Annotated in this window: 9 protein-coding genes; 4 read left to right on the forward strand and 5 right to left on the reverse strand. The window is 69.2% G+C overall.

Features of this window, described 5'->3' with window-relative positions; translation table 11 throughout:
- Positions 1 to 2: 2 nt before the first annotated feature.
- Positions 3 to 782 carry a hypothetical protein gene (locus tag ABTV10_RS05310; RefSeq protein ID WP_499033025.1) on the reverse strand — a complete coding sequence of 260 codons (780 nt, stop codon included), beginning with the start codon at positions 780 to 782 and terminating at the stop codon, positions 3 to 5.
- A gap of 482 nt (positions 783 to 1264) precedes the next feature.
- On the opposite strand from ABTV10_RS05310, the gene ABTV10_RS05315 reads away from it, so the two are divergent.
- Together ABTV10_RS05315 and ABTV10_RS05320 are read left to right on the forward strand one after the other, a co-directional pair.
- Positions 1265 to 2152 carry an AurF N-oxygenase family protein gene (locus tag ABTV10_RS05315; protein ID WP_499033026.1) on the forward strand — a complete coding sequence of 296 codons (888 nt, stop codon included), beginning with the start codon at positions 1265 to 1267 and terminating at the stop codon, positions 2150 to 2152.
- 12 nt (positions 2153 to 2164) lie between these two features.
- Positions 2165 to 3559, forward strand: a complete 1395-nt coding sequence (locus ABTV10_RS05320) for an FAD-dependent oxidoreductase (protein WP_499033027.1) — start codon at positions 2165 to 2167, stop codon at positions 3557 to 3559.
- Positions 3560 to 3571: 12 nt separating this feature from the next.
- Here the strand turns inward: ABTV10_RS05320 and ABTV10_RS05325 are convergent, their stop codons facing one another.
- On the reverse strand, positions 3572 to 5494 hold the full coding sequence (locus ABTV10_RS05325) for a propionyl-CoA synthetase (protein WP_499033028.1): 1923 nt from the start codon (positions 5492 to 5494) through the stop codon (positions 3572 to 3574).
- A gap of 145 nt (positions 5495 to 5639) precedes the next feature.
- Positions 5640 to 6377, reverse strand: coding sequence for a DNA alkylation repair protein (locus ABTV10_RS05330; protein ID WP_499033029.1), 738 nt, complete (start codon positions 6375 to 6377; stop codon positions 5640 to 5642).
- A gap of 42 nt (positions 6378 to 6419) precedes the next feature.
- On the opposite strand from ABTV10_RS05330, the gene ABTV10_RS05335 reads away from it, so the two are divergent.
- Entirely contained in the window at positions 6420 to 7100 is a 681-nt protein-coding gene (locus tag ABTV10_RS05335) for a GOLPH3/VPS74 family protein (protein ID WP_499033030.1), read from the forward strand.
- A gap of 24 nt (positions 7101 to 7124) precedes the next feature.
- Here ABTV10_RS05335 and ABTV10_RS05340 read toward each other — a convergent pair whose 3' ends face one another.
- Positions 7125 to 7577 (reverse strand): cysteine hydrolase family protein, encoded by a 453-nt coding sequence (locus tag ABTV10_RS05340; RefSeq protein ID WP_499033032.1) that lies wholly within the window; start codon positions 7575 to 7577, stop codon positions 7125 to 7127.
- Between the two features lie 435 nt (positions 7578 to 8012).
- Between ABTV10_RS05340 and ABTV10_RS05345 the strand changes: the two genes are divergently transcribed.
- Positions 8013 to 9755 (forward strand): ABC-F family ATP-binding cassette domain-containing protein, encoded by a 1743-nt coding sequence (locus tag ABTV10_RS05345; protein WP_499033033.1) that lies wholly within the window; start codon positions 8013 to 8015, stop codon positions 9753 to 9755.
- On the opposite strand, the gene ABTV10_RS05350 is transcribed toward ABTV10_RS05345, so the two are convergent.
- Entirely contained in the window at positions 9725 to 11230 is a 1506-nt protein-coding gene (locus ABTV10_RS05350) for a carboxyl transferase domain-containing protein (RefSeq protein WP_499033034.1), read from the reverse strand. The genes ABTV10_RS05345 and ABTV10_RS05350 overlap by 31 nt on opposite strands.

Below are 11230 nucleotides of genomic sequence, written 5' to 3' on the forward strand. Positions count from 1 at the left end.
GACTACACGCAGTCCCACGCGAACTCGACGGCCGCGCGGACGTCGTCGGCCTTCTCGGCCCAGGCGCCCGTGCCGCTGACGGGGCCGGCGATGCTGCACAGTGATTCGGTTGCGGCGCCGATGATCTCGAGCGCGACGCGGAACTGGTAGCCGCCGACCGTGGCCAGATGGTCGTAGTCGGACTCGTGTGCCGAGCCGTTGCGGCCCGTCACCGCCCCCAGGTCGATGCGTTCGATCAGGTTCGCGAGCGCGGGTGTCGGCGTCGGCAGGGTCGGGGCGGGGGCCGCCGTGACGGCTGCCGTCGGACAGAGTGCGGTGGGAAGGCCGAGGTCGACGTCGTCGGCGGTCGCCGCCGCCGTCAACCGGGCACGCGCGTGTGCCGACGCGGCCGCCAGGCGCCGGGCGACGTCCTCCCCGCGGGCCGATTCGAGTCCGGCGAGGACGCGGAGTCGGTCAGCGGAGGAGCCGAGCAGCGTCCATACAGTGCTCATCCGACCGGCCTCGATCAGCGGTGCGGTGTCGAGCAGCGTGGCCAGGATTTCGTCGTACTGGGCGATCGCCGCGGCAACGCGAATGTCGGGCCCCGCGTCCGATTCGGACACGCGCAGCGCATCGAGATCCGGTTCGAGGCAGGCCTGGATCGTGACCGCGACCTCGCGCACCAGCGCGGCCTGGTTCGACAATTCGATGCCCTCGGTGTCGGGCAGGTAGTGGCGACGCGGGCTGTTCGCGACGAACTCGCGCAGGAGGGCATGGGCGGACGGAGTGGCTACGACGGACAACTTTCCCCCTTGAACGAGCGCGGACGAACGGGAGCGGGCAGGGACAAGCACGGAAGGGTTGCGGCCGACCGCGGCCGACCGGGGAAATCTCCGTCCATTTCGGACAATTCGAATCAATGGTGTCGAACCTTGGGGTGCGATTTCCTCTGCCGTGAACGTACCGTGATCTTACCGTGATCGTCAAGTGTGGCGAATGTCCTGACCTGGGGATTCCGGGAATCAACTTAAAGATAGTTTGGGGAAGTTTCTACGAATTATCCGATTGGTGAGGATTCTCGGTTCGAGAGTTCCTTGTCGGCGCCGATCTCTGCGATCGCATCCCTGGCCTCGGTGAACATCTCGATGTCGACCCCGGCGAGCCTCGGCCGGTATGTGGATACCGGGATTCCCAGCCGTCACTCATGCGAGCATGGACCGCACGTTCGGGGCGCTCTCGCGCGAGCGGTGCCTCGAATCGCCACCGAATTGAGGGGTAGGGAAGGATGGGCGCTTCCGGAAGCGACGCACTGTTCGAGGCCCTGCTGGAGTCTGCCCAGCGGCTGTCCTTCGATTCGAGGAGTCCGCTGGTCTACCAGTCCGAACCGGGCGACGACGAACGGCACGGTATGACGCCGCAGTGGTCACCCCTCTTCGGCACCCCGATGTGGGACGGCATGTCCGAATCCGAGCGCGTCCGACTCACCAGAAGCGAAGTAGCGCATTTCCTGGGCGTCGGCATCTGGCTGGAGGTGGGGTTGCAGGTGGCATTGCTGAGGGCGAGCCACAGCGCGGATCCGGGCCGGCCCGACGTCAAATTCCTTTTCAACGAATGCGCAGACGAGAACCTGCACTCGTTGATGTTCGCCAATGCGATCGAGAGCATCGGATCACATTTCTATCCACGTGACCGCATGCTGGACTTCTTCGGATGGGTGTTCCGCCACCTCGTCCGGGACGAGGTGGCGTACGGAGTCGTCCTCGCCGGCGAGGAGATCTTCGACGTCATGCAGCGTGACTGGATGTCCAGCGATGACGTCGTCGCACCGATTCGCCGTGCCGCCTACATCCACGTCGTCGAAGAGTCCCGGCACATGGCGTATGCGCGCCGGAAGATCCGAGATCGATTGATCGGACTCTCCCGCTTCAGGCGATACGTGAGCACACTGGTCATCGCGTTGGGGACGCACCTCATCGCGAAGAGCCTGATCAATCGCCGGGTCTACGAGGAACTCGGCCTCGAGTGGGGTGCCGTGAGGTCGAACATCGATGGAAGCGAACACCATCGGATGGCATTCCGGAACGCCGCGGGGCCGTTCATCGAGTTCCTGAGCAGAGAAGGACTGCTGAATGCCGGCGCTCGATGGATCTACCGAAGGTCGAATCTTCTCTGAGGAGGAGTCGTCGTGGCCCACGTCATTCTGGGGCATTGCTGTAAGGATGCCTCGTGTGTGCGGGTATGCCCGCAGAACTGCATTCATCCCGCCCCCGGCGAGGACGGCTTCGCTTCCGCCGAGACGCTCTACATCGACCCCGGATCGTGCATCGACTGCACGGCATGCGTCGAGGCCTGCCCGGCCGCGGCCATCAAACCCGAGCATGCGCTGACCGCGACCGAGCGCCGGTACTCCGCCCGCAACAGGGAGTTCTTCGCGCAGACCCCCGCCACGCCGCGCGCCAGACCGCGCGCCGTCTTCGAGCTGCCGCTGGCCGGCCCGAGCGACAGACTCGACATCGCCATCGTGGGGTCGGGGCCGGCCGCGATGTACACCGTTCGCGAACTCCTGCGCCGATCGACCTCGATCAGCGTCACCGTCTACGAGCAGCACGAGAGCATCGGGGGCCTCCTGCACCGGGGCGTGTCACCCGACCACGTCGGCGTGCGCGACATGATCCGACTGTTCGACGTGCCCTTCCGCGACGACCGCGTCACGATCGTGCCCGACACGGAAGTCGGTGTGGACGTATCGATCGACGAACTCCGAACGAGGTTCGACGCGGTCGTCCTCGCCTGCGGAGCCTCGCAGCCACGCCGAGTCGGACCCGCCACCGCCGGTGGCGGCATCTACCAGGCCATCGACATCCTGGTCGCCGAGAACTGCGGGTCCCCGGGGATGCACCCGCCGGCGCCTGCCGGACCGTCGTGCGTTGTGATCGGCGCGGGAAACGTCGCCTTCGATGTGGTCCGGTGGGTCGCGAAGACGCGTCGGCGGGCTTCCGTGCACGATCGGATCGGAGAACTGGTGGTGCTGTCGCGGTCGGCTCCGGACGGCGCCGCGTTCACTCCGTCCGCGTTCTACGAGCTCCGCGACCTCGAGCGCACCGAGGTGCTGATCGACCGCGCCGGCAGCGCGCCGCCTACCGGCGCGGACAGCTCGCTGCTTCGCGAGCTCTCGCGCCTGCGTTCCGCCGATGTCCGCGGCGTGCACGCCGCGGCGACCGAGACCGCGGATCCCCTGCGCGTCGTCCTGTCGTTCGGGCAGGAGGTGGCCGACCTCCGGGCGACCGGCGACGGCGCCGTCACGGTCACCACGGTCGCCGGTCGGACGTTCCACGCGAACTCCGCGGTCTGCGCCGCCGGGTTCACCACGAAACGAATCGTCGGCGTCCCCCTCGACCCACGCGGGGTCGTGCCCAACCGGCGCGGACAGGTGATCTCGCACGAGACCGGCGAACCGGTGGAGGGACTGTACGTCGTCGGCTGGGCGAAACGAGGCGCGTCCGGCGGGGTCGGCGACAACCGCACCTGCGCCGCGGAAACCGTGACGCAACTCGCCGCCGACCTCCGCTCGCGCGCGTGACGCGTGCGAGGGTCAGCCGCGGAGCAGCTTCTCCAGGTCCGCGAGGACGGACGGGTCCTCGATGGTGGACGGCACGGTGTACTCGTCGTTGTCGGCGATCTGCCGCATCGTCTTGCGCAGGATCTTGCCCGAGCGGGTCTTGGGCAGCGCCTGCACGACGGTGACGTCGCGGAACGTGGCGACCGCGCCGATCTGCTCGCGGACCATCGCGACGAGTTCCTTGCGGAGGACCTCGTCCTCGATCTCGACGCCCGCCTTGAGCACGACGTAGCCGCTGGGGCGCTGACCCTTGAGTTCGTCGTGGATGCCGATCACCGCGCACTCGGCGACGGCGGGATGCGACGCGACCACCGCCTCCATGCTGCCCGTCGAAAGACGGTGTCCGGCAACGTTGATGACGTCGTCGCTGCGGCCCAGGACGAACACGTAGCCGTCCTCGTCGATGTATCCGGAGTCGCCGGTGAGGTAGTAGCCGTCGAACGTCGACAGGTACGACTTCACGTAGCGGTCCTCGTCGCGCCACAGTCCGGCGAGCGTGCCCGGCGGCAGCGGTAGCGCGATGACGATGTTGCCTTCGGTGTCGGCGGGGACCGGCGTGCCCTCGCCGTCGACGATGCCCACGCGGTACCCGGGAACCGGGACGGTGGGGGAGCCGGCCTTGATCGGCATCGGTTCCAGCCCACGCAGATTCGCGCAGATCGCCCAGCCGGTCTCGGTCTGCCACCAGTGGTCGACGACCGGGACGCCGAGCTTCTCGGTGGCCCACACGTAGGTGTCCGGATCGAGGCGCTCGCCGGCGGCGAAGAGCGTCGTCATCGACGAGATGTCGTACTTGGCGAGCTCGGCGGCCTCCGGGTCGGCCTTGCGGATGGCGCGGATCGCGGTGGGGGCGGTGAACAGCGCGGAGACGTTGTGTTCCTGGATCACTCGCCAGAACGCGCCCGCGTCCGGCGTGCCGACCGGCTTGCCCTCGTACATGACGGTGGTGGCACCGGCGAGCAGCGGGGCGTAGACGATGTAGGAGTGGCCGACGACCCAGCCCACGTCCGACGCCGTCCACATGACCTGGCCGGGGCCGATGTCGTAGATGTTGCGCATCGACCACGCGAGGGCCACCGCGTGGCCGCCATTGTCGCGGACCACGCCCTTGGGCTTTCCGGTGGTGCCGGACGTGTACAGGATGTAGAGCGGGTCGGTCGCGGCGACCGAGACGGGGGCGGCGTCCCGCGCGTCGGCGGCCAGCTCGTCCCAGTCGAACCACGCGGCGCCGCGGTCGCGGTAGTCGGCGGCGGAGCCCGGAATGTTCTGTCGGTTCTTGACGATCACGGTGTGCGGCGGGTGCGCCGACAGCTCCAGTGCCTGGTCGACCATCGGCAGGTATTCGATGGTGCGGCCCGGCTCGAGGCCGCCCGACGCGGTCACCAGCACGACGGGCTGGGCGTCGTCGATGCGGGTGGCCAGCTCCTTCGCGGCGAAGCCGCCGAACACCACCGAGTGCACGGCGCCGATGCGGGCGCACGCGAGCATCGCGATCGCGGCCTCGGGGATCATCGGCATGTAGATCACCACGCGGTCGCCGGCGACCACGCCCTGCTCCGTCAGGACACCCGCGAACCGGGCGACCTCGGCCAGCAGCTCGGAGTACGTGTACGTCCGCTTCGCCGGCACCATCGCCGAGTCGTAGATGAGCGCGGCCTGGTCGCCGCGGCCGTCGCGCACGTGCCGGTCGAGCGCGTTGAAGCACGTGTTGAGGGCGGCGTCCGGGAACCAGCGGTACATCGGGGCGTTCGAGTCGTCCAGCGCGCGGGTCGGCGCGGTGTCCCACTCGACGGCCTCGGCGGCCGCGAGCCAGAAGCTGTCCGGCTGCTCCACGCTCTCCGTGAAGGCGGTGGCGTAGGCCCCGGCGTTCGGGCCTGCGTGCTCGGCGGTGCTCATCGATTCGTGTCCTCTCGGGTCCTGACCACGCATCTGTGATGCACACGACACCCTATGTGACGTGTGCCCCACGGCATGCGGGCTGTGGCCCGCGGAACCGGAATCTGCGCCCGGCGGCGCCGAACGGTCGGTGAACGGCAGGCGGTCAGCTACTGCGCAGTAGCCGATAGCGGGCCCGGGTGTCCGCGTCGAGGTGCTCGGTGGCGTAACCCAGCGCCGTCGCACCCATCTCCGCCGCGTGCCGGTCGAGGAAGCCGAGCAGCAGGCCCCGGTCCACCCGCTTGCCGACCTCCCGGAGCATCCAACCGGTCGCCTTCTGGGTGAGGTCGCGGCGGTCGTGGAGCACCCCGGCCGCCAGTTCGAGGGTCGTGGACGCGTCCCCGCGCCGGATGAACCCGAACGTGGTGAGCAGGGCGACGCGCCGTCGCCACAGGTCCTCGTCGGCGCCGAGGACGAACACCGGGTCGCGGGGCCGGTCGTAGAGCCAGCCGCCCAGGATGTGCAGCGCCGACAGGTCTACCAGGTCCCAGTTGTTCACCCGGCCCCGCAGGACGGCGGCCAGGTACCGTTCGGCGAGCCGCTCGCGCGCCTCGTCGTCGCGGGCGCGGGCGCGGCTCGCCCGCGCGAACTGCTCGACGAGGATGAGCAGGCCGGTCAGTCGATGCTCGTGCACCGGACTGTCGAGGAGCGTGTCGACGTCGTCGAGCGGCAACGACGCGAACCGCTTGGCCACCGTGCGGATCGCCGGCACCCGGACACCGATGAATTCGTCGCCCTCGCCGTACTCACCCCGCCCGGTCTTGAAGAACCGCTGGAGGTGTCGCGCATCGCCCGCGTCGGCGACCTCGGTCAGGGCGGCAATGACGTCTCCGGCGTCGGGCATGGACAAGACCATCGCACACCGCGACTCCGTACGGTGGGGAACATGACGTCGCTCATCGCCGAAGATCTGCTGCTGCTCCTGCTCGACGACGAATCCGGTGGACCCCTCGTCGACGGCACTCGCCTGCCGCGCGTGCTCGCCGGAGCGGTCCTGCTCGAACTGGCGTTGGACGGATTCGTGACTCCCGCCGAGGACGGCGACGACGTGAAGAAAGGCCGTCTCGCCGTCCGGCGGGCGGCAACCCCCGACGATCCGATCCTCGCCCGTGCCGTCGAGGTGATCCGCGAGTCCCGTCGACCGATGAAGCCCGAGACCGCGATCGAGAAACTCGACGCTGAGGTGCGGGCCGCGGTCTTCGAGCGGGTGATCGACCGCGGCTGGGTGCGCGAGAGCCGGCGCAAGATCCTCGGCATCTTCCCGAGCAAGATCTGGCCTCCGGTCGACGAGAGTCACGAGCGCGAGGTCCGGCAGGAATTGGTGGGTGTGCTCGTCGAGGGACTGGACCCGAACCCGCGGACCGCAGCCCTCATTTCGCTGCTGTCCGCAGTCGACGCCGCAGCCAAGGTGTTCCCGGACGCCGATCGCAAGGCGATCCGCAAGCGCGCCAAGGACATCGCCGAGAAGGAGTGGGCGGGAGCCGCGGTCCGCAAGGCGGTCGACGCGATCAACTCCGCCGTCTTCGTGGCGGTCGTGGTGCCGGCGATCGCGGCCGGGACGTCGTAGCAATCGGCCGAATGTCACACGCGTTCAGTCGGACCGAACGCGTGTGACATTCGGTCGCGGAGTCGGGTATCGATCTCGTATCACCGTGATTCCGTCCCGGGACAGTTCCGCGAGGGCGCGGTCGTGGGATTCGGCGGAGGTTCCCGCGCAGGCGTCCGCGACGCCGAGGAGTCGCAGGTTCGTCTCGACGTCGGGGTTGTCGAAGACGTTGCGGCTGTGCTTGCTGAGCACCAGGTCGCCCGGTGCCGGCGCGAGCGCGGGATGGAACGACGCTCCGCGGCCCGTCGGGTCGGCGCGCAGGCGGTCGTCCGCGTCCAGGCTCAGGTACCGGGTGCACAGCACCCGGGCACCCGTCGCGCGGAGATCGGCGCGGACCGCGGCGGCCTGGTCGATCACCGAACGATGGTCGATCGACTCGATGATCCAGTGCTGGAAGTCGATCTCCATGAGAACGGTGTGCGGAGGCTCGGCGCGCATGGCGGGGAGGCTAGCCGCTGGAGCGGGCTCCAACGCAACACGTGTGGATGGTCCTCGCGCCCAGGGCTGCCGGAAGGGCGTTCACCCATAGCAGTCTGGGCTGGGAGGCAAACATTTCAGCCACGTGGACTGCTCGGTAGTCGCACGCAACGAACGCAGCGACGACGACAGTGCTCTGAGGGGCCCTGATGTTTCGGCCGGCGGGTGCGGTGGCGGGCGGGGATCGCGGTGGCGCTGACCAAATTCCGTGGCGACAGTGTCACACGCCGGATATGGTTCTGTACATGTACGTAGGCGCTGCGTTGATGAGGCCGTGGTCGTTCCGCTGACGGCGGCGCCCCGAGTTCCGACGATCTTCTGAGGCCGCCGTCCCGGTACAAGCCGGGCGGCAAAATTCGTGCTGTCCCGGCTCCATCCTCGAGCTGCGGAGTATCAGTGTCTACATCCCGTACAGGCCGAAACGGCCTGTCCAACAAACCCGACCCTTCACACGAAAATCCCTCTCCCGCGGACCATTTGCTGGCGGGCGTCCACGCGCACATCCGGGCATCCTCGGTCCACGTCACACTGGGGTCGCGGTCCATCCTGACGGACGTCGCGATCACGGTGTCGAATCGCTCGCGGCTTGCCATCGTCGGGGAGAACGGGCGCGGCAAGACCACGCTGCTCCATGTACTCGCGGGGCTACTGCACCCCGACAGTGGGACGCTCATCCGTGTCGGCGCGATCGGTGTTGCTCAGCAGGCCATACCTTTTCGGGACGGGGAGACTGTCGGCACGCTGGTAGCCGAGGCCGTCGAGCCCGCGCTGCGGGCATTGCGGGAGCTCGATACTGCGACGCTCCTGCTCGCCGACGGAGTCCGAGGAGCGGACGAGATCTACGCGGCGGCGTTGGAATCGGCAACCAGGCTCGACGCCTGGGATGCCGAACGGCGAGTCGACATTGCACTCGAAGCGCTGGACGCGTGCACGGACCGAGACCGCCCATTGCAGACGCTCTCCGTCGGGCAACGCTATCGAGTCCGTCTGGCCTGTCTGCTGGGCGCCACACACGACATCCTGCTGTTGGACGAGCCGACCAATCACCTCGACGGAGACGGACTGGACTTCCTCACCGAGCGCCTGCGGACCCACTCGAAAGGGCTCGCCATCGTCAGTCACGACCGCGCGCTGCTGCGCGATGTCGCCGACGAGTTCCTCGACCTGGACCCGAGCCCGGACGGGCGTCCCCACCTCTTCGCCGGCGGCTATCCGGGTTGGCAGGAGGGTCGACGCCGGGCCCGCGACCGGTGGGAACACGAGTACGCGGACCAACTCGCCGAGCGCGCCCGCCTTCAGGAAGCCGTCGCGGGTGCCCGCGACCGGCTCGGCACCGGTTGGCGACCCGAGAAGGGCCACTGCAAGCACCAGCGCCAGTCCCGAGCACCGGGCCTGGTCCAGGCGCTCAAGCGACGCCAGTCTGACCTCGAGGCGCACACGATCACCGTGCCGGAGCCGCCTCTGCGACTACGCTTTCCCGACCTCACAGTCCGTCCTGGCACGCCGTTGCTCCGCTGCGACGACATCACCGTGGCAGGGCGGTTCGATGCCCCTGTCACGTTCTCACTGCATGCGGGGGAGCGTCTCCTGGTGACCGGCCGCAACGGCGCGGGCAAGTCCACGTTGCTCGCCGTGCTGGCCGGTGATCTGCGCCCGTCCACCGGCAGCATTCGCCATCATGGGGCTGCCCGTGTCGCCCTCGTCGGCCAGGAAGTGCCGGCGTGGGAGCCCGATCTGACCGCGCAGGAGATCTACGATCGCCACATCCGTAGCCTCGATCTGCACCACAAGGTAGAACCGATACCGCTGACATCGACAGGGTTGCTGGAGAAGCAATCGCGACGCACACCAGTCGGGCGCCTGTCGCAGGGGCAGCAGCGGAGACTGCAGCTCGCGATCGTGCTCGCCACTCGTCCCACGGTGCTCATCTGCGACGAACCCACGAACCACCTATCGGTGTCCCTGGTCGACGAGCTCACCGCAGCACTATCGGGCACTCCGGCCGCCGTGGTCGTGGCCACCCACGACCGCCAGATGCTCACCGACTTCGCGCACTGGCCCCACCTGTCCCTCACACCGGGCGGCGGACCCGCGGCCTCGCGGCGGGATCAGTGTCCCGGCAGCCCCAGGGTCCGGTAACGCGCGAGGCGGGCGGTCATCCGGTCGTCGCCGGGGAGATCGTGCAGCGTGGCGAGCTCGCGGGCGATCGCGGCGGCAACCCGCTGGGAGAACTCGACGGGTTCGATCGCGGCGTCGGGCCTCTCGGGGATGACGGCGTCGACGACGCCGTCCCGCAGCAGATCCAGCGACCGGATGCCCTGCGCCGCCGCCATCTGCGGGGCGTGGGTGGTGTCGCGGTGCACGATGGCGCTGGCGCCCTCCGGGGGGAGCGGTGCGAGCCAGCCGTTCTGGGCCGCGAGGACGCGGTCGGCGGGCAGCAGTGCCAGCGCGCCGCCGCCGGTGCCCTGGCCGAGCAGCACCGACACGGTGGGGGTGCGCAGCGTGACGAGATCGGAGATACAGCGGGCGATCTCGGGTGCGAGGCCGCGTTCCTCGGCCTCCCGCGACAGGGCGGCGCCGAGGGTGTCGATGACGAGCACCAGCGGTAGTCGTAGTTCGGCGGCCATCCGCATGCCGCGCCGCGCCTCGCGGAGCGCGGCCGGCCCCATCGTGTTCAGCGCCGACTGGCCGGCTCGGTCCTGGCCGAACAGCACGCACGGCTGCCCGCCGAACCGGGCGAGGGACAGCAGCACCGTCGAGTCCACCTCGCCCTGGCCGGTGCCGCTCAGGGGGACGCGGGTGGTGGCGGCGTGCCGGACCAGCTCCCGGACACCGGGTCGGTCGGCGCGGCGCGATGCCATCACCGACTGCCACGCCGGAACGTCCGGGATGTCGTGCGGGTCGGTGGGATCCGGGATGGCGGCGGTGTCGTCGGCGGGATCGCTCACCACGTGCAGGGCCCGGTCGACGAGGTCCCGCAGCTGCTCGACCGACGCGACGCCGTCGATGACGCCCTTGCTGTACAGGTTCTCCGACGTCTGCACGCCCTCGGGGAACTTCTCGCCGTACAGCGCCTGGTAGACGCGGGGGCCGAGGAAGCCGACGAGCGCGCCCGGTTCGGCGATCGTCACGTGTCCGAGCGATCCCCACGACGCGAAGACGCCGCCGGTCGTGGGGTCGCGCAGGTAGACGAGGTATGGCAGGTGGGCGGTCTTGTGCGCGGCGATGGCCGCAGCGATCTTGACCATCTGCACGAAGGCGACGGTGCCCTCCTGCATCCGGGTGCCGCCCGAGGTCGGGGACGCCAGCAACGGTAGTCCCTCGGCGGTGGCCCGCTCGATCGCCGTGACGATCCGCTCGGCGGCGGCGACGCCGATCGAACCGGCGAGGAACGAGAACTCGCACGCGATGACGGCGACCCGGCGTCCACCGAGCAGCGCCGTGCCGGTGATCACGGATTCGTCGACGCCGGACTTCGCCGCGGCCGCGTCGAGTTCGGTGCGGTACTGCGCGCCGGGGGAGACGTCGAGCGGGGCGGAGTCCCACGAGACGAAGCTGTCGGCGTCGAACACGCGGCCGATCAGTTCTCGGGCCGAAATCCTGGTGCGGGACAT

Origin of the sequence: Paraburkholderia sp. RHO2, assembly GCF_050955445.1 — a bacterium.
GTDB lineage: Bacteria > Actinomycetota > Actinomycetes > Mycobacteriales > Mycobacteriaceae > Prescottella > Prescottella agglutinans_A.

What these genes read in the sequence shown, in the direction of transcription:
- ABTV10_RS05315 (WP_499033026.1), top strand. Translation starts at nt 1,265, where the DNA reads ATGGGCGCTTCCGGAAGCGACGCACTGTTCGAGGCCCTGCTGGAGTCT.
- ABTV10_RS05325 (WP_499033028.1), bottom strand. Translation starts at nt 5,494, where the DNA reads ATGAGCACCGCCGAGCACGCAGGCCCGAACGCCGGGGCCTACGCCACC.
- ABTV10_RS05330 (WP_499033029.1), bottom strand. Translation starts at nt 6,377, where the DNA reads ATGCCCGACGCCGGAGACGTCATTGCCGCCCTGACCGAGGTCGCCGAC.
- ABTV10_RS05335 (WP_499033030.1), top strand. Translation starts at nt 6,420, where the DNA reads ATGACGTCGCTCATCGCCGAAGATCTGCTGCTGCTCCTGCTCGACGAC.
- ABTV10_RS05340 (WP_499033032.1), bottom strand. Translation starts at nt 7,577, where the DNA reads ATGCGCGCCGAGCCTCCGCACACCGTTCTCATGGAGATCGACTTCCAG.
- ABTV10_RS05350 (WP_499033034.1), bottom strand. Translation starts at nt 11,230, where the DNA reads ATGTCCCGCACCAGGATTTCGGCCCGAGAACTGATCGGCCGCGTGTTC.